Source organism: uncultured Bifidobacterium sp. (genome assembly GCF_963540075.1).
Classification (GTDB): domain Bacteria; phylum Actinomycetota; class Actinomycetes; order Actinomycetales; family Bifidobacteriaceae; genus Bifidobacterium.
The window spans coordinates 1-18,783 of record NZ_CAUTOG010000020.1 but is presented as its reverse complement, the minus strand read 5'-3'; the positions used below and the strand labels follow the sequence as shown (position 1 = coordinate 18,783).

Here is an 18,783-nt window from a genome sequence, read left to right as displayed (position 1 = left end):
ATGCCAGAGACGCCAGGGAAGGTCGGGCCTTCGCCGGCGAGCGGGAGCGGATGCGCGGCAGGCGGTGGAGGATGCGGGGCGGATTCGATCGGCGGGCTCCCGGAGGCGTTCCGGGTTCCGGGCCGCAGCGGCCGTCCCGTCGCGAGAGCCCTTCCGGATGGGATTCGTCCGATCCGTCGGACCCGGCCGCCGGGGAAGCCGTGGAGCCCGTGCTATCATGTCTACTCGTATGTTCGCTCAGGCGGATGTTCGCGGATGTAGTTCATCGGTAGAACGACAGCTTCCCAAGCTGTAAAGGCGGGTTCGATTCCCGTCATCCGCTCCCTTCATGAATGGCCGAGCGTCGGCCTTCCTGGGATTCCGTCGGCCGTCGCGTCACCTGTCCCCGTCGGTCTACAGGGCCGAGAGGGCCAGAAGCACGAGCGAGAGCAGGGGAAGGGCCATCTGCTTGAGCGCGGGCCCTCTTTTTGCATGGTCCGAGGCCAGCAGCGCCAGAGATGCAGCCGTCATGGAACCCGTACCGGCGAGGATGAGGGCCGTTCCCGGCTCCGCACGGCCGGACAGCGCCAGGGCCGCGCCGGAGATGGCGATGACGGCGAGGAAGAGGTTGTAGAAGCCCTGGTTGTAGGCCATGCCCCGAGTGGCCTCGGCCTCGCGCGGATCGTCGATGCCGAAGGCCCGGAGGGTTGCCGGGCGGGTCCACAGGAAGGACTCAAGAACGAAGATGACGATATGGAACAGTCCGGCCGCGATGGCGGCTGCGGCTGCGGCGACGGCCATCATGCCTCCTCCTCGTCGGAACCCGCGTCCTGCCGTGGCGTCGCCCGTACCGTCGCGCTTCTTTCGGCGTCGTCGCCTGCGTCGTCATCGCCATCCGTTTCGGCGTTCTCTCCGGGTTCCAGCCCATGGGCGTCGTTCCACCAGGTCAGATCATGGGCGGGAAGACGATACGAGGGATGCCCGGGCTTCGTGGCTCTGCCGATGGCGACGATGAGCACGGGGACGTACCGGTTGGGGTCTATGCCGAAGGTCTCCGCGATCCGATCCTCCTCGAAGCCGCCGATGGGATTGGTGTCGTAGCCGTGTTCGCGGGCGACGAGCATGAGCTGCATGGCCATGAGAGAGACGTCGATATGGACGACGCGGGTCATCTTCTCGCGGGTGAACGCCCGGTAGGCCGGGACGATGGCGGCCAGCTGCGCCTTGGCCATGAGCTTGGGGAGGACTCCCCGCCGTGCGGCCTGTCCGTAGATGCGCTCCGCCAGACGGTAGCATTCGAGGTCGCCGAAGATGACGATGAGGTCGGAGGCGTCCCGCGTCTGCCGCTTGTTCAGACGCATCAGGGGGAGCAGCCGTCGACGCGCCTCCTCGGATTCGACGACGAGGAAGCGCCAGGGCTGCATGTTCACCGAGGACGGCGCGCGTGCTGCCTCGTCCAGCATGCCCAGCAGCTCGGAGCGTGGTATGCGCACGGAGCGGTCGAAATTGCGCACCGTCCGTCTTCCCTGGAGTATCGAGGCGAAGTCCCGGGGATGGGTGTCCGTGGCGTTCATGAGGGTCCTTTCCGTGGCATCGGGGTCGTGTCGTGATCCGTGTCGTGGGCGCCGTCGGGGATCGGCCCGTCGGCTTCTGCGAATCCTTCCGCGGAGGATGTCCGGGCCTCGTCGCGGAATCGGCTGCCATCGTACCGTGCGCGGCGGCGAGCCCGCGGTGGCTGCGCGTTCGGCGCAGACGCGCAGCCCGCTCTCCGCGTCCGTCGAGGAGCCTCGTCTCCGTGTGGCGTCCTGCGGCGGGTGTCGCGTCGCCGTGTCGCGATGGCGCGTGACGGTCTTCCGGAGCCGATAATGGAGGCATGACGGTAGCCACCAGCGAGAGATACGCCGCGATGCTCGACGCCGCTCTGCGCGGCGGACACGCCCTTCCGGCCATCAACGTCAGCAGCACGCAGACCCTGAACGCCGTCCTTCAGGGCTTTGCCGAGGCGGAATCGGATGGCATCGTCCAGGTCTCCGTCGGCGGGGCCGCCTACCTGTCAGGAAGCCTGCGGGACCGGGTCGCCGGATCCCTCGCCTTCGCCGCCTTCGCCCGCGAGGTCGCCTCCCGCTATCCGGGCATCACCATCGCGCTGCATACCGACCACTGCGCCCCGCAGCACCTCGAGGAATGGGTGCTCCCGCTGCTGCGGCATGAGATCGCACGGCGCTCGCACGGCGAGGAGCCGGCGTTCCAATCGCATATGTGGGACGGCTCGACGCTGCCCCTGCCCGAGAACCTTGACGTCGCGCGACGTCTGCTCGATCTGTCCTCGCGGGCCGGCACCATCCTCGAGATCGAGGTGGGGGCCGTGGGTGGCGAGGAGGACGGGAACCGCGCCGACATCGACGAGCGGCTCTACTCCACGCCCGCGGACGGTCTGGCCGTGGCCCGTGCGCTCGGTCTGGGGGAGAGGGGACGCTACATGGCCGCCTTCACCTTCGGGAACGTGCATGGCTCCTACAAGCCGGGCGTGGTCCGTCTGCGTCCCCGGCTGCTCGGAGAGATCCAGACGGCGGTGGATGACGCCGTACGCGGTGGGCGGGTTCCCGGGGCCGATCCGGCCCGGATGGTGAAGGGACGGCCCTTCGCGCTGGTCTTCCACGGGGGTTCGGGGTCCTCGCCCGAGGACATCGCCGAGGCCGTCCGCCAGGGCGTGGTGAAGATGAACATCGACACGGACACGCAGTACGCCTTCACCAGGGCCGCCGCCGGGCACATGTTCGAGCACTACGACGCGGTGCTGAAGGTGGACGGCGAGGTCGGCGACAAACGCTACTACGATCCCCGCTCCTGGGGCCGCGAGGCCGAGGACGCGATGGCGCGGCGCGTCGTCGAGGCCTGCGTGCGCCTGGGGTCGGCAGGGCGCGCGCTGCGGTAGGCGGGGTTCGGGAGTCCGTGCCTGCGGGCCCGCATCGGGCCCGAGCCCACCGCCGTTCTGTCGCCACGGCCTTCGATGGGGAACGGGACGACTCCCGTGGCCTGAGGTCGGGGACGTCCCGAACGGACGGCCGTCGAATCGGGCCCGGACGGAAGGTAGAGACGACGCGATAGCCTGACACACGGCGGATTCGCGTTCAGGAGGTGCGGCATGCCCGGGATTGTTCTGATTGGCGCCCAGTGGGGGGACGAGGGGAAGGGCAAGGCCACGGACCTCATCGGTTCGCATGTGGACTATGTCGCCCGCTTCAACGGAGGCAACAACGCGGGGCACACCGTCGTCGTCGGCGACGAGGCGTACGCGCTGCATCTGCTGCCCAGCGGCATCATCAGCCCCCATGTCGTCCCGGTGATCGGCAACGGCGTCGTCGTCGACCCCGAGGTGCTGTTCCAGGAGATCGATGGCCTGCAGTCGCGCGGCGTCGACTGCTCCCGGCTTCTTGTCAGCGAGGAGGCGCACGTCATCGCCTCCTACCATCGCGTCATCGACAAGGTCACCGAGCGCTTCCTCGGCAAGCATCGCATCGGGACCACGGGCCGCGGGATCGGTCCCGCCTACGCCGACAAGGTCAACCGGGTGGGCATCCGCGTGCACGACCTGTTCAACGAGCGGCATCTGCATGACAAGGTCGAGGCGAGCCTGCACCAGAAGAACCAGATGCTCGTCAAGCTGTACAACCGGCGCCCCATCGACGTCGATGCCACCACCGACGAGCTTCTGCGGCTCGGCGTGCGGCTGAAGCCCTATGTGGCCAACACCTCGCTGGCGCTCAACCGGGCGCTGGATGAGGGCAGGTCCGTGCTGTTCGAGGGCGGTCAGGCGACGATGCTCGACGTCGACCACGGCACCTACCCCTTCGTGACCTCCTCGAATCCCACGGCGGGCGGCGCCTGCACGGGCACGGGCGTGGGCCCGACGAGGATCACCCGCGTCATCGGCGTGGCCAAGGCCTACGTCACCCGCGTGGGCGAGGGGCCGTTCCCCACCGAGCTGCACGACGAGCAGGGCGAGTGGCTGCGGCGGCAGGGCCACGAATTCGGCGTGACCACCGGGCGCCCGCGGCGCTGCGGCTGGTTCGACGCGGTCGTCACCCGGTACGCCGTCCAGGTCAACGGACTGACCGACATCGCGCTCACCAAGCTTGACGTGCTCACCGGGCTGAAGGAGATCCCCATCTGCGTGGCCTACGACGTGGAGCTCGAGGACGGCACCCGCGAGCGCTGCGAGGACATGCCCGTCGACCAGTCGCGGTTCGCCGCGGCGAAGCCCGTGTACGAGACCATGCCCGGCTGGAGCGAGGACATCTCCCAGGCACGGTCCTTCGAGGAGCTTCCCGCGACCTGCCAGGCGTACGTGAAGCGGCTTGAGGAGCTCTCCCGCTGCCGCATCTCGCTGATCGGCACCGGCCCGCAGCGCGACCACGTCATCCAGCTGCGCTCGCTGGTGGACTAGCAGGTCCGGCTCGTCGGAACGCAGGACGACATGGGCAGGCGTGGTGGTCGGCGCGGGACCGGGGCTGGGACGACCGATGCGGTGACCGGTCCGTTGGCCCATCTGCGCCGTCGTCAGTGGATGACGGCTCTGAGGGCCGTCGCGTGCGGTCTTGTCGCGGGCATGCTCGTCTCCCTGTACCGGCAGGGCATCGACGCCGGCACGCGTGTGGCCCGCTGGGCCTATGCATGGATTGGCGTCCACCCGGCGTGGGGCCTTCTGTGGGGCGCCGTGGTCGTCCTCGCCGCTCTGCTCGTGGCCATGCTGGTGCGCTTCGAGCCGATGGCCGGCGGCAGCGGCATCCCGCAGGTCGAGGGCGTCGTGCTGCGGGGCATGCGCATGCGCTGGTGGAGCGTGCTGCTCGTGCGCTATGTGGGCGGTCTGCTCTGCGGGATGTTCGGACTGTCGCTGGGGCGCGAGGGCCCGTCGATTCAGATCGGCGCGGCCTCCAGCCAGGCGGTCGGGAAGGGCATGCGCCGCCAGGGCATCGAGGCGAACTACCTGGTCACGGCAGGGGCGGCCGCGGGCCTGTCCGCGGCGTTCAATGCCCCCCTGTCGGGCATGATGTTCGCTCTCGAGGAGGTGCACCGGAGCTTCTCGCCGATGATTCTTCTTTCGGCCACCGCGGCCTCCCTCAGCGCCGACTTCGTGTCGAAGTACTGGTTCGGATTGACGCCGGTGCTCAACTTCACGCGGATGCCGCAGCTGTCCCTGACCGAATATCTGTGGATGATCCCGCTGGGGATGGTCGCGGGTCTGGTCGGCTCGGCCATGAACCGCATGCTGCTCGGCTTCCAGACCCTGTATTCGCATCTGCATCCGGTCGTGCGCCCGTTGATCGCCCTGGCCCTGGCCCTCCCGGTGGGCCTGTGGCTGCCGATGGCGCTCGGTGGCGGCGAGGAGCTCATCGGCTTCGCCGAGAAGGCGACGAGCGGCGTGGCGCTGCTCGCCGTGCTTCTCATCGTCAAGATGGTCTTCACCTCGACGAGCTTCGGCAGCGGCGTCCCTGGAGGCATCTTCATGCCCATCCTCGCCGCCGGCACCCTGGCCGGCAGCATCAGCGGCATACTCGCCACCCATGCCGGCGTCCCCGCCTCCCATATTCCGGTGTTCGCCGTCTGCGCCATGGCGGGCGCGCTCGCCGCCTCGGTGAAGGCGCCCGTGACGTCCATCCTGCTCACCGTGGAGATGTCGGGCACGCTTGTGCATATGCTTCCCGTGACGGCCTGCGCCTTCATCGCCCTTATGGTCTCCGACCTGCTGGGTGTCCGGCCGGTCTATACGGCGTTGCTCGACCGCTATCTGGCCTCGCATCCGGATTCCGGTGCGGCCGGCGACGGCGGAGCCGCCGATGCTCGAGCCACTCGCGGCAACGTCATCATGGAGTTCCCCGTGGAGGCCGGAAGCCGGGCCGCCGGTGCCCGGATAGGCGAGGTGGACTGGCCCTCCCCGGCGGCCGTCGTCGACGTCAGACGCGGCGACGACGAGGTGGTCCCGTCCCGCGACGTCGTTCTGACGCCCGGCGACTACGTCCTGGTCATGTTCCCCGTATCACGGCTCGTGCCCATGCGTGCGGGGATACGGGCCCTGTGCTCGCCCGACGCGCGGAACGACGGCGCGCCGGGCGCGGACGGCGCCTCCACGTCGGGGAGCGATGACGCCTCCCCGCAGGAGAACGTGCGGTCGGGTGGCGCCCGGTAGATCCGTCCGGGCGGGTTTCCATGGGCTTCCGGCATCGGGTCTGCGCGGCGGACGTCCCGTGTGGCTAGCGGTCGTCTGTTACCGGCCCTGTTACATCCCCCGCCGAGGTAACGAGCACGAAACGTGAGAGCAACCCGGCGGGTGCTTTCCTTCCCTACGGTGATGGACCATGTGGAGAGGACATAAGCATATGGTTGCCGAATCCGTAGGAGGCCGGCGCCGTCGGGGAGTCATCGTGGCGGCGCTCGCCGCGCTGCTGATGACGGCGACGGCTCTGGCTTTTCCCGTCAGCAGCTATGCGGCCGAGGCCGTCGGCGTCTGCAATCCGACGACGACGAACGGCTGCGTCAACGGAATCCTCCAGGATTCCTCCAAGAAGGCCATCGTCGGGGCGAAGATCACCCTTTCCGGTGAGGAAAGCGCCACGACGACCACCGACAAGGACGGCAAGTGGGCGTTCTCCGTCGGGGCCGACGGGAAGTACACGGTCACGATCGACTCGTCCCTCGTCTCGAAGTACGGGCTGAAGTCCTCGACGGCGACGGTGACCATCGACAAGAACAGCTTCAGCGAGCAGCGCGGCGTGGTGCGCTTCGACGAGGCGAACTCCTCGGACGAGTCGTCCTCCTCGTCGTCGTCGGGGTCGTCGTCCTCCTCGTCGACGTCGTCCTCCTCGCAGACGCAGCAGGACGACGACTCCCAGTGGGCCAACTTCGGCGCTCGCGTATGGCAGCAGCTTTTCTCCGGCATCGTGTTCGGCCTGATGCTCGGGCTGATGAGCGTCGGCATGAATCTCGTGTACGGCACCACGAAGCTGAGCTCCTTCTCGCATGGCGAGCAGGTCACGCTCGGCGGGCTCATGGCCTACGTGGGCACCCAGATGATGCATATGCCGGTCTGGGCCGCGGCCATCTTCGCCGTCATCGTGGGCGGGCTCACGGGCTGGTTGCAGAACGACCTCGTCTGGGCTCCGCTGCGGCGCAAGAACGTCGGCCCCATCCAGCAGATGATCGTCACCATCGGCCTGTCCATGGCGCTGCAGTACATCTTCCAGTTCTTCTTCGGAGGCAACACCCTGGGCATCACCATCGCGGTGCCGCAGGGCTTCCAGATCGGTCCCATCACGACGGACATGCCCACGCTGCTGTCCGCGGGAATCGCCATCGTCGTCATCCTGGGCGTCACATGGTTCCTGTACCGCACGCGTCTGGGGCGCGCCACCCGCGCCGTCTCCGACAACTCGGCCCTCGCGGCCGCCTCCGGCATCAACGTCGAGCAGGTCGTGAGGGTCGTGTGGATACTCTCCACCTCGCTCGCCGCCCTGTCCGGCGTGCTGATGGGCATCTATCTCAACGGCATTGCCTGGAACACGGGAGCGGTGCTGTTGCTCCTCATGTTCTCCGCGGTGACGCTCGGCGGTCTGGGAACCGCGAACGGCGCCCTGGTCGGCTCGCTGATCATCGGCATCGTCGCGGATATGAGCTCCCTGATCATCCCCAACGACATGCGCTACGCCAGCGCCATGGCGATCCTCATCATCGTGCTGCTGGTCCGGCCGCAGGGCCTCTTCGGGAAGTTGCAGAGGGTGGGATGAGCATGCCAGGAACATCGCGCGACGCCAGACGGGTCGTCGTCCGTGAACGAGGGCGTCGAACCGGCGTTCTCGCCGGAAACGCTGGGAAGACGGAAAGGAGCCGATGATGGATTTCACCACGGTGATCGGCAATTCATTGGGGGAGCTGATCGCCCCCACGACGGCGGCCTACGCGCTGGCGGCGATCGGCCTCAACATCCATTTCGGCATGACCGGACTGCTCAACATGGGCCAGGCGGGCTTCATGCTGCTCGGGGCCTACGGCTTCGCCATCACCCAGAGCATGGGATGGAGCCTGTTCGCCTCGCTGCTCGCCGCCCTGGTGCTCGCCGCCATCTACGCGCTGCTTCTGGGCATCCCGACGCTCAAGCTGGGTCCGGACTACCTCTCGATGGTCACGCTGGCGTCCGCCGAGATCATCCGCATCATCGGACGGTCCACCTCGCTGACGAATCTCACCGGAGGGTCGGCGGGCATCTCGCCGCAGAACTTCACCGAGAAGTTCGAAGGCTCTTCGCCGCTGCCGAACGGAAGCACCACCTTTCTGCTGTGGACGTATTCGAACAACATTGCCAATTCATGGTGGATGCGCATCGTCGCGTGGTCGTTGGTGCTTATCGCGGTGCTGCTCACCTGGCGCTGGTTCCACTCTCCGTGGGGACGCGTCCTCAAGGGCATCCGGGAGGACGAGAACGCCGTGAGGTCGCTGGGCAAGTCGGTGACGACGTTCAAGCTGCAGTCGCTGTTCCTCGGCGGCGCCTTCGGGGCGATAGCGGGCATCGTCTTCGTGCTTCCCCGCTCCGTCCAGCCTGATTCGCTGGGTCGTCAGGTCACGTTCTACACCTGGACGATCCTCCTCCTGGGCGGTGCGGCCACCATCTTCGGGCCGATTCTCGGCTCCTGCCTGCTGTGGGTGCTGCTCACCTTCACCAAGGAGCTGATGCGAGGGGCCATTCCCGCGACGCTCATCTCCTCCGACCAGGTGGAGGCGCTGGGCTGGGTCATCGTCGGAGTCGCCCTGATGTGTCTCGTCATCTTCCGACCACAGGGACTGCTTGGAGATAGAAAGGAGCTCGCCTTCAATGCCTGACACACCCATTGCACCGGACACGCCCGTTGCTCCCGAAAGCGGCGGCGTGCCCGAGAAGACGGACGCCGGGTCGAAGCCCTTCTATGAGCTCGCTCGATGGGCCACCAAGGCCCCGGAGGGGGAGAAGCTCATCTCCACGGCCTATGGCGACAAGGTCCAGGAGGATCTGAAGTTCGTCGAGAACAAGCCCGGCGTCCACAAGCCGGATCCCATCCTCGTGGCCGACGGAGTCACCCGTCACTTCGGCGGCATCGTCGCGGTCGACGTCACGCACTTCGAAATCGAAAGGCATGGCATCACGGCCCTCATCGGACCGAACGGCGCCGGCAAGACGACCTTCTTCAACCTCATGACCGGGTTCGACAGGCCGAACACCGGCACCTGGACCTTCGATGGAAGGAACCTCGCCAGCGTCTCGCCCGAGAAGGTGGCGAGGATGGGCATGGTGCGCACCTTCCAGCTCACCAAGGTCATGAGCAGGCTCACCGTGATGGACAACATGCTCCTGGGAGCGCCGGCCCAGCCGGGCGAGGGCATGCTCCGGTCGCTGTTCCCGCCGCTGTGGCGCTCACGCGAGAAGGAGATCACCGAGAAGGCCGAGGCGCTGCTCAACCGCTTCCTGCTGTACAAGAAGAAGGACGATTATGCAGGATCCCTCTCCGGTGGCCAGCGCAAGCTGCTGGAGATGGCGCGCGCTCTGATGAGCGACCCGCAGCTCGTCATGCTCGACGAGCCGATGGCCGGCGTGAACCCCGCGCTCAAGCAGTCGCTGCTTGACCATATCGTCTCCCTGCGCGAGGAGGGCACCACCGTTCTTTTCGTCGAGCACGACATGAACATGGTCAGACACATCGCCGACTGGGTGACGGTGATGGCGGAGGGGAAGATCGTCGCGGAAGGACAGCCGAAGTCCGTGATGAACGACCAGGCCGTCGTCGACGCCTATCTGGGGTCGCATGCGGACATCGACCTGGGTGACGACAGCGTCCTCGAGGGCGTCGAATAGGGAGGGGCCATCCATGAGCGAATCAGCAGATACGGCGACGGGGGTCACCGTCGTCGACGCCGAGTCCGACGCGGCCACGGCGGTCGCGTCAGCGTCCGAAACCGACGCTCCGCGCGACGAGCGTCCCCGCGCCGAGATCCATCCCGGTGAGCCCGATGGCGAGCCTCTGATGGACGCGGTGGATCTCGTCGCCGGATACATCCCCGGCGTCAACATCCTCAACGGGGCCTCGCTGACCCTGCATCCCGGCGAGATCGTCGGCATCATCGGCCCGAACGGAGCCGGCAAGTCCACCCTGCTCAAGGCCCTGTTCGGACTCGTCCACATCTCCGCCGGCCATCTGACGCTCAAGGGCGAGGACATCACCAATCTCCGGGCCGACAAGCTCGTGGCCCGTGGGGTCGGCTTCGTCCCGCAGACGGAGAACGTCTTTCCGTCGCTCACCATCAAGGAGAACATGCAGATGGGCGCCTTCCAGGCGCCGAAGCTGTTCGCCGAGCGCTTCGACTACGTCGTGTCGATCTTTCCGAAGCTCGGCGCGCGCAAGGACCAGACGGCGGGGTCCCTGTCCGGAGGCGAGCGCCAGATGGTCGCCATGGGCCGCGCCCTGATGATGAAGCCCTCGGTGCTGCTTCTCGACGAGCCCTCGGCGGGTCTGTCGCCGATGCTCCAGGACGAGACCTTCATCCGGGTCCGGCAGGTCAACAGGGCGGGCGTCTCGGTGATCATCGTCGAGCAGAACGCACGCCGCTGCCTGCAGATCTGCAATCGTGGCTATGTGCTCGACCAGGGCCGCAACGCCTATTCGGGCGCGGGCCACGCCCTGCTCAACGATCCCAAGGTCATCTCGTTGTACTTGGGGAACCTCGAGGAGGAGGTGGAGGAGGAGGGGCGCTGAGCCCGGGGCCTCCGCCGTCGCGGGCCGGACTTCCTGAGAGGTCCGGCCCTTCTGTCATGCCCGCGTGGCTCCGAAGGGCCCGTAAGCACTGCGATCTCTTGTGTTACGAATGTTTTTCGTCCTTCATCTCAGGGAAACATGTTCCGAACCTGGTCGTTGCAACCGAACCCTAGCTTGGGTCACCAAGGATGAGGTGCGCGTCCGCCGCGTTCCCTGTTCCCTAGGAAGACCCACGGGCGACGTCCGTGGGAAAAGAGGAAGAAGAGGTGGCTCTCCTATGAGAAGACCCAGCAGAACAATCATGACCACCGCGGTCGCCGCGACGGCGGCCTTCGTCATGGCGCTTGCGGGATGCGGTGGATCGTCGAGCTCATCGTCGTCCAGCTCCGGTTCGACGTTCGTTCTTGGCGGCCTGTTCCCGCAGACCGGTTCGCTCGCCTATCTGGGCCCCGCGGAGGTCGCGGCCTTCAAGCTTGCGGCCAAGGACATCAACGCCGCCGGCGGCGTGCTCGGCAAGGACGTCACGACGGCCATGGCCGACACCTCCGACTCCGACCACGCCGACCAGAACACCTCCGGCGCCGAGTCCGTCCTGAGCAAGAACCCCTCGGTGATCATCGGCCCGCCGTCCAGTTCGGTGGTCAAGAACGTCTACAAGGAGATCACGGCAGCGAAGGTGCCGATCATCTCCAACGGCGCCACCTCGACGAACTTCTCCGGCCTGAGTGACTACTTCTTCCGCACCGTCCCGCCGGACACCGTCCAGGGCGCCGTGATGGGCAACCTCATCGTCCAGGATGGCGTGCAGAAGCTCGCCATCGCGGTGTTCAACGACGAGTACGGCACCAGCCTGCGTAACGTCGTCGTCAAGACCGTCGAGGCCTCGGGCGTCAATGTCGTCTATGGCGAGAAGGACACCTTCGACCCCACCGAGACGAACTTCTCCTCGCTGGTGACGACCATCAAGGCCGCCAAGCCCGATGCGGTGCTCGTCATCGCCTTCGACCAGACCAAGGCCCTGGTCAAGGAGATGGCGGCGCAGGGCATCGACACCCATAAGCTCTACATGGTCGATGGCAACACGGCGGACTATTCCGACACCTTCTCCTCCGGTCTGCTCAAGGGCACGACCGGAACCATCCCAGGCGCCCACCCCACCGACGCCTTCCAGGCGAGGCTGAAGACCATCAACTCCAAGCTGACGGACTTCACCTACGGCGCCGAGACCTATGACGCCGCGGTGCTTGCCGCCCTCGCCGCGCAGAAGGGCGGCAAGACGGACGGGGAGACGGTTCAGAAGAACCTGGCCGCCGTTTCCGGAGCCGATGGCGGCACGAAGTGCACGTCCTACAAGGCCTGCCTGGCGCTGCTCAAGAAGGGCAAGAGCATCGAGTACGTCGGCCAGTCCGGAGTCGGTCCGTTCAACAGCGACAACGACCCGAGCACCGCCTACATCGGCGTCTACAAGTTCAACGCCGACAACAAGCCCGTGTTCGATCATTCGCAGAAGGGCGAGGTTCCGAAGTCCTGACCCGCATCCCTGAGGGAGAGCGCTAGGAGGATGGGGCTCGACGGCATCGCCGTCGGGTCCCATCCATTTCCCGTTCCGTGCCGTTTCTCGTTCCGTGGGATTTCTGTTCACATCGTGGACATGGGCTTGGTGGCAGGATCCCTGCTGTCTAGCTTGGAAAACCAGTCGGGCCGGATGGTCCGCAGGAACTTGCAGTCGAAAGGAGGCCCGCGACGATGACATGCTCATATGGCGCTTCGGCACGAATTATCAGCCCGTCTTCGTTGACGGACTGATTCGGCTATCGCACTGGTCCCGCCAACGAAGGCAGGGCCGGTTATCGATGTCATTCGAGGTCTGACCCTGCTTGGTTGCGGGGCCTTTTTCGTTGCGCCCACAAGGCGCCGTGCGAAAGCTCCATGGACAACAGACTGCCGTCGCGGACCGACGTCCCGGCGGAAACGGATGGAGAGATCATGACATCGGCTGAAGGAGTCGCCTCAACGGGCGACGCAGCCAGCAAGGCCGCGGCGGCATCGCCCGCCGCGAGGCTTCTGACGATGACCCGCGACTCGGTGCATACCGTCATCGCCGCCTCGATGGTCGGCACGGCCATCGAATTCTATGACTTCTACGCCTACGGCACCGCCGCGGCGAACTACTTCCCGAAGGTCTTCTTCGGGCAGACGGGGGCCACGGCCCTGATCGGCTCGCTGCTCACCTTCGCGGTCGCCTTCGTCGCGAGGCCCGTCGGCTCGCTCGTCTTCGGCCACTTCGGCGACCGCATGGGCCGCAAGACCACCCTGGTCGTCTCGCTGATGACCATGGGCGTGGCCACCTTCCTCATCGGCTGCCTGCCCACGTACGCCATGTGGGGATGGTGGGCCGTGGTGGTGCTCGTGGCCTGTCGCTTCGTGCAGGGCATCGGGCTGGGCGGCGAATGGTCGGGAGCCGCTCTCGTCGCCACGGAGAACGCGCCCGACGACAGGCGCGCCCTGTATGGCTCCTTCCCGGAGCTGGGCGCCCCGATCGGCTTCTTCCTGTCGAACGGCACGTACTTCCTGCTCGAGACCTTCAATGACTCCGACGCCATGATGGCATGGGGCTGGAGGGTCCCGTTCCTGCTCTCCTCGGTGCTCGTCGTCGTCGGGCTCGTCGTCAGGGTGCGCATGGAGGAGACTCCCGTGTTCCGCCTCGCGCAGGCGCAGCACAAGGTGATCAAGGCCCCGCTCGCCGAGGTGTTCAGGAAGAGCTGGCGTCAGGTGATCCAGGCGACCTTCCTCGTGGCGGTGACGTACACGCTGTTCTACACGCTGGCGACCTGGTCGCTCGCGTGGGGCACGAAAAGCGTCGAGCAGGGCGGCGGCGGTCTGGGCTTCACCAACCGCGAGTATCTGCTCATGCTCATGATCGCCATCTGCGTGTTCGCCGCGTTCATCGTGCTGTCCTGCACCTATGCGGACCGCGTCGGCCGCCGTCGCGTCCTCATGTTCTCGTCCGTCGCGCTCGTCGTGTTCTCGCTGGTCTTCCCGTATCTGCTCATGGGTCATCGCGACTTCGTCCAGGTGCTGGTGTTCCTGTGCGTGGGGTTCGCGCTCATGGGCGTCGCCTTCGGGCCGATCGGGGCGTTCCTGCCCGAGCTTTTCGACGCGAACGTCCGGTATTCGGGCTCGGGGATCGGCTACAACCTCGCGGCCATCGTCGGCGCGGCCTTCGTGCCGACCATCGCCGAATGGCTGTCCCATAACTGGGGCGTGCGCTCCGTCGGCCTGTACCTCGGCGTCATGGCGGTGTGCTGCCTGGTGGCCGTGCTCACCTCGCCGGAGACCAAGGACACGGACTTCGCCCGGTGATCATCGCCGGAGGTCATCTCCGGATCATCTCCGGAGATGATCCGGTCACGTCATGGAGACGGAGCGGGGACCCGCCTCGTCCGGGGGGCCGCATGCGGCGGCGGCTTCGAGAAGGGAGGTGGGAGTTTTCGGCGAATCCCCTGGTCGAGTGCCGGAATACGGCGATGTTACGTCGATGTTTCCGGTAGTATGGACAGAGGTTCGAGGACAAAATCCCCATGCACAGGCCGCAAGGCATGGACGTCAATGGCCGTGCGCATGGCCAGCGGAGCAGAAGGCCGCGGGCATGCGACGGCAGGGCAGTGAACGTCACGCGTCATCCGTTCTGGATGACGCATCGCAAAAGGAGTGCAATATATTATGGCAGCTCAGATCTGGTATGAGAAGGACGCCGATCTTTCGGTGCTTGACGGCAAGAAGGTCGCCATCGTCGGCTATGGCTCGCAGGGACATGCGCATGCGCTGAACCTGCGCGATTCGGGCGTCGACGTGGTCGTCGGTCTGCGTCCGACCTCCAAGTCGGTGGCCTTCGCCAAGGAGCAGGGCCTTGAGGTCAAGTCCGTGGCGGACGCGGTCAAGGAGGCCGACATCGTCATGGTGCTGGCGCCCGACCAGTTCCAGGCCCAGATCTTCAAGAACGACATCGAGCCGAACCTCAAGGAGGGCGCGGCCCTGGCCTTCGCGCACGGCTTCAACATCCACTTCGGCTACATCAAGCCGTCGGCCGACCATCCCGTGTTCATGGTCGCCCCGAAGGGCCCGGGCCACATCGTGCGTCGCGAGTACGCCGCGGGTCGTGGCGTCCCGGTCGTCGTGGCCGTGGAGCAGGATCCCCGTGGCGATGGCTGGGGCATCACGCTGGCCTACGCGAAGGCCCTGGGGGCTCTGCGCGCCGGCGCCATCAAGACGACCTTCAAGGAGGAGACGGAAACCGATCTCTTCGGCGAGCAGGACGTCCTCATGGGCGGCATCAACCACCTGTGCGAGATGGGCTTCGAGGTGCTGACCGCCGCGGGCTATCAGCCCGAGATCGCCTACTTCGAGGTGTTCCATGAGCTCAAGATGCTGGTGGACCTTGCGAATGAGGGTGGTCTGAACAAGGCCCGCTGGTCCTGCTCCGACACCGCCCAGTACGGCGACTTCACCTCCACCGTCATCGACGAGCACACCCGCGGACGCATGGAGTACCAGCTCAAGCGCATCCAGGACGGCTCCTTCGCCAAGGAGTTCATGGAGGACCAGGCCAAGGGCGCTCCGAAGTTCAAGGAGCTGCAGGAGGAGTATTCGAAGCCGGGTCTTGAGACCGTCGGCCCGAAGCTCCGCGCGATGTTCTCCTGGAACAAGGGGCCGGCCAAGGACGCCGACGAGGCCGAGTCCTTCACCGGCAAGATCGCCCGCGCCCAGGTTCAGTGAGTCTTGCGGCGTAACGGGGTCCGGTGAGGCCGGATTCCGTCGCCGCTGACGTTATGCGCCCCGCCTCCACGAAGGAGACGGGGCGCATCCGTATGTCCGTATGTCCGTGGGCGCTTTCAGAGTCGCCGACGTGTGTTTTCCATCTCGCCCAGGGCGATGAATCGGTCGTTGATGGCGGCGATGCGATCGTCCCCGCCACCCGGCATGCCGCGCTGACGGGAGCGGTCGGCGACGGCGTTGGCCAGGAGCGCCACGACGCTGAAGGCCGCGGTGAAGCTCGACAGAACGCGGGAGTTGAGATCGACCTCGAGGAACGTGGCCCCCACCGCTGTGGCGGTCCTCCTCAGGGTGGAGTCCCCGATGAGGATCATGGGGACGTTCTGCTCATGAAGCGCCGAGGCCAGCGGACCGAACATGGCCGTCCGGCGACGTACGCCGACGAGTATGGCGAGGTCGTCCTCCCCGAGGTCGACGATCTCCTCGGCCAGGCTCTGGCCGGGCAGGGGAATCATCCGCAGGTTTCCCCGCGTCTGGATGAGCTGCTCACGCAGATGCAGGGCCACGGGATAGCTGTTGCGCAGGCCCATAAGCGCGACGTGGCGCGCGTCGAGGATGCGATCCGCCATCGAGGTGAGCAGCTCGGTCGAAATGCGCGCGTATGTGCGTTTCAGACTGTCGACGTCCCTGCTGAGCTGCTCCTCGACGGGGTCGTTGGGGACGACGTCCGGGGTGGCCGTCTCGGGAGCTCCCGGCTGGTGGTAGCGACGAACGTCGTGCTTGAATTCTCCCGCGCTGTGATATCCGAGCTTGCGATACAGTCGGCTCAGCGTGGGCTGGGAGATGCCGCTGAGCTGGGACAGCTCGGCCGAACTGCAGACGAGGACATCCGTCAGATGGCCCAGGATGAAGCTGGCGGCCTGCTGCTCCGTCGCCGTCAATGAGACGTAGCTCCCCTGGATCCGCTCGATGACGTTCATGATCATGGCCTTTTCTTCCGGCTTCCGGATGCCCTTTCATCGTAATGGCGTCCCGGTCGCCGCGGGGTCCTTCGCCCATCAGTCGGCCGGGCCGTGGGCCCGGGCGCGGGGACGGATGTTTCGGGCCGATGAACCGCAGCGCCTGTTTTCGGCGGAAACCGCCAGACTGAAACAATTCTTTCGACATTTGGAAACGAAATCGAAATTTCTTTATCTCCGAAATGAAACATTATTTTCAGTAAATGGGTGTGTCGCCAGAACCGTCGTCACGCATGACGGAGGCGTCCCCGAGGCGCGGACGTCCGCGGACGTCGGGAGAACATCCGAAAGCAGTGGTGAGGAGATCGGGATGACTGCTATAGACGTGGACAGTGGAATGGGAGTCAGCGGACCCTCGGAAAGCGGCCCCGCGGACGAACCGACCGGCGAGGTCGTCATCAAGGAGTCCTACGACCCGCATCTGGCGAACGCGGACCTGGCTCCGCTGAAGAAGCAGACATGGTCCTGGTACAACATCTTCGCGTTCTGGATGTCGGACGTCCACTCAGTGGGCGGCTACGTCACGGCGGGAAGCCTCTTCGCCCTGGGCATCGCCAGCTGGCAGGTGCTTGTGGCTCTTCTCGTGGGAATCGTCATCGTCCAGATGTTCGTCAATCTCGTCGCCAAGCCGAGTCAGAGGATGGGTGTTCCGTTCCCGGTGACGACGCGTTTCGTCTTCGGCGTCAAGGGCGCTAACATCCCGGCGATCATCCGAGGGATCATCGCGGTGGCGTGGTACGGCGTCCAGACCTTCCTCGCCTCCGAGTCGCTGAACATCATCTTCCTCAAATTCATCCCGGGTTCCCATGCCCTTGAGCAATCCTCCTTCCTCGGCCTCTCCGCCCTGGGGTGGATCTCGTACGGAATCCTCTGGGTCGCCCAGGCCTGCGTGTTCTGGACCGGCATGGACACCATCCGCAAGTTCATCGACTGGGCCGGACCCGCCGTGTACGCCGTGATGATGGTGCTGGCCATCTACCTCGTCGTCAGGGCCGGGGGCCTCGGCAACATCGACCTCAACCTGTCGTCCGGAAAGCCTCTGGGATTCGTCCAGTCCATTCCCGTCATGATCACGGCCATCGCCCTGGTGGTTTCGTACTTCGCGGGCCCCATGCTCAATTTCGGTGACTTCTCGCGCTATTCGCATGACTACCGCAGCGTGAGGAAGGGCAACTTCTGGGGGCTGCCGGTGAATTTCCTCGCCTTCTCGCTGCTGACAGTGATCTGCGCGTCCGCAACCGTTCCCGTGTTCGGCACGCTCATCACCGACCCCATCGAGACGGTGGAGAAGATCGACACGCCCTTCGCGATCCTCCTCGGTGGTCTGACCTTCGTCATCGCCACCGTGGGCATCAACATCGTCGCCAACTTCGTCTCCCCCGCCTTCGACTTCTCGCATGTCAACCCCAGGAAGATCAGCTGGCGCGCCGGTGGGATGATCGCAGCCGTGGGCTCCGTCATCATCACCCCATGGAACTGGTATTCCAACGACCAGGCCATCCACTACACCCTCGACCTGCTGGGATCGCTCATAGGGCCGCTTTTCGGAATCCTCATCGCCGGATACTTCGTCGTTTCAAGACAGCGCGTGTTCGTCGACGACATGTTCACGCTGAGTCCGAAGGGACGCTACTGGTACAGCAACGGGTTCAATCCCAATGCGGTGCTGGCCCTCGTCCTCGCCAGCATCCCGTCCATCGCCACGGCCATTCTTCCGTCCCCGCTGCAGCAGCTTGGCATCGTCGACGTCACGTGGCTGTCCGACTTCAGCTGGTTCATCGGCGCCGGACTGGGATACCTCTTCTTCTGGCTTCTTGAGAAGTATCGCCCGAAGATGCCGCATCTTGAGGCCGACGAGCCCGGCGTCAACGACGGGGCCTCGGTCGAGGACTGACATCCCGCCGGTCGACGCGTCTCCCCCGGGGATGGGCCGACCGGCTTCCTGCATCCGTATTCCATGGGAATCCATACGAAGGAAGGGTGTGCATGACGATCCGGCTGAGGGTCATCAACCCCAACACCACGATGTCGATGACGAGCCACATCGGCGAGGCGGCCCGCGAGGCGGTCCCGCCGGACGTGGAGATCGAAGCCGTGAGCCCGTCCATGGGGCCCGTCTCCATCGAGGGTCATTATGACGAGGCCCTGGCCGCCGTGGGCGTGCTGGACGAGGTGCGTCGAGGTGAGGCCGAGGGGGTCGACGGCTACGTGCTTGCATGCTTCGGGGATCCCGGTCT

The 18,783-nt window shown here is 65.9% G+C and carries 15 protein-coding genes and 1 tRNA gene; 13 read left to right on the top strand and 3 right to left on the bottom strand.

Annotated features, from left to right (window positions below; translation table 11 throughout):
* Positions 1–251: 251 nt before the first annotated feature.
* Positions 252–322 (top strand) — tRNA-Gly (locus RWX87_RS03875).
* 71 nt (positions 323–393) lie between these two features.
* On the opposite strand, the gene RWX87_RS03870 is transcribed toward RWX87_RS03875, so the two are convergent.
* Complete coding sequence (locus RWX87_RS03870) at positions 394–783, bottom strand: DUF1304 domain-containing protein (RefSeq protein WP_314687131.1); 390 nt, start codon at positions 781–783, stop codon at positions 394–396.
* Positions 780–1,553 carry a nitroreductase family protein gene (locus RWX87_RS03865; RefSeq protein WP_314687129.1) on the bottom strand — a complete coding sequence of 258 codons (774 nt, stop codon included), beginning with the start codon at positions 1,551–1,553 and terminating at the stop codon, positions 780–782. The genes RWX87_RS03870 and RWX87_RS03865 overlap by 4 nt, the downstream gene beginning before the upstream one ends.
* A 299-nt stretch (positions 1,554–1,852) precedes the next feature.
* Here RWX87_RS03865 and fbaA point away from each other — a divergent pair, with 299 nt between their 5' ends.
* The 10 genes from fbaA to ilvC all read left to right on the top strand — a co-directional run bounded on the left by fbaA (position 1,853) and on the right by ilvC (position 15,530).
* Positions 1,853–2,914 carry a class II fructose-bisphosphate aldolase gene (fbaA, locus tag RWX87_RS03860; protein WP_314687127.1) on the top strand — a complete coding sequence of 354 codons (1,062 nt, stop codon included), beginning with the start codon at positions 1,853–1,855 and terminating at the stop codon, positions 2,912–2,914.
* 210 nt (positions 2,915–3,124) lie between these two features.
* Positions 3,125–4,426, top strand: a complete 1,302-nt coding sequence (locus tag RWX87_RS03855) for an adenylosuccinate synthase (protein WP_314687125.1) — start codon at positions 3,125–3,127, stop codon at positions 4,424–4,426.
* 120 nt (positions 4,427–4,546) lie between these two features.
* Entirely contained in the window at positions 4,547–6,166 is a 1,620-nt protein-coding gene (locus RWX87_RS03850) for a ClC family H(+)/Cl(-) exchange transporter (protein ID WP_314687157.1), read from the top strand.
* A 190-nt stretch (positions 6,167–6,356) separates the two neighbouring features.
* Positions 6,357–7,760 (top strand): ABC transporter permease subunit, encoded by a 1,404-nt coding sequence (locus RWX87_RS03845; protein WP_314687124.1) that lies wholly within the window; start codon positions 6,357–6,359, stop codon positions 7,758–7,760.
* A 106-nt stretch (positions 7,761–7,866) separates the two neighbouring features.
* On the top strand, positions 7,867–8,850 hold the full coding sequence (locus RWX87_RS03840; protein ID WP_314687154.1) for a branched-chain amino acid ABC transporter permease: 984 nt from the start codon (positions 7,867–7,869) through the stop codon (positions 8,848–8,850).
* Positions 8,843–9,856 carry an ABC transporter ATP-binding protein gene (locus RWX87_RS03835; protein WP_314687122.1) on the top strand — a complete coding sequence of 338 codons (1,014 nt, stop codon included), beginning with the start codon at positions 8,843–8,845 and terminating at the stop codon, positions 9,854–9,856. Before RWX87_RS03840 ends, RWX87_RS03835 begins: the two co-directional genes overlap by 8 nt.
* Positions 9,857–9,869: 13 nt before the next feature.
* The gene (locus RWX87_RS03830) at positions 9,870–10,754 is read left to right on the top strand and encodes an ABC transporter ATP-binding protein (RefSeq protein WP_314687120.1); all 885 of its coding nucleotides are present in this window, start codon (positions 9,870–9,872) and stop codon (positions 10,752–10,754) included.
* A 277-nt stretch (positions 10,755–11,031) separates the two neighbouring features.
* Entirely contained in the window at positions 11,032–12,285 is a 1,254-nt protein-coding gene (locus tag RWX87_RS03825; RefSeq protein ID WP_314687117.1) for an ABC transporter substrate-binding protein, read from the top strand.
* Positions 12,286–12,740: 455 nt separating this feature from the next.
* Entirely contained in the window at positions 12,741–14,117 is a 1,377-nt protein-coding gene (locus RWX87_RS03820) for an MFS transporter (protein ID WP_399552294.1), read from the top strand.
* A gap of 360 nt (positions 14,118–14,477) precedes the next feature.
* On the top strand, positions 14,478–15,530 hold the full coding sequence (gene ilvC, locus RWX87_RS03815; RefSeq protein ID WP_399552293.1) for a ketol-acid reductoisomerase: 1,053 nt from the start codon (positions 14,478–14,480) through the stop codon (positions 15,528–15,530).
* A gap of 116 nt (positions 15,531–15,646) precedes the next feature.
* On the opposite strand, the gene RWX87_RS03810 is transcribed toward ilvC, so the two are convergent.
* On the bottom strand, positions 15,647–16,513 hold the full coding sequence (locus tag RWX87_RS03810; protein ID WP_314687116.1) for a MurR/RpiR family transcriptional regulator: 867 nt from the start codon (positions 16,511–16,513) through the stop codon (positions 15,647–15,649).
* Between the two features lie 343 nt (positions 16,514–16,856).
* On the opposite strand from RWX87_RS03810, the gene RWX87_RS03805 reads away from it, so the two are divergent.
* Positions 16,857–18,440 carry an NCS1 family nucleobase:cation symporter-1 gene (locus RWX87_RS03805; RefSeq protein ID WP_314687115.1) on the top strand — a complete coding sequence of 528 codons (1,584 nt, stop codon included), beginning with the start codon at positions 16,857–16,859 and terminating at the stop codon, positions 18,438–18,440.
* A 92-nt stretch (positions 18,441–18,532) separates the two neighbouring features.
* Positions 18,533–18,783: aspartate/glutamate racemase family protein (locus RWX87_RS03800; RefSeq protein ID WP_314687112.1), on the top strand; the 251-nt coding region annotated here is incomplete at its 3' end.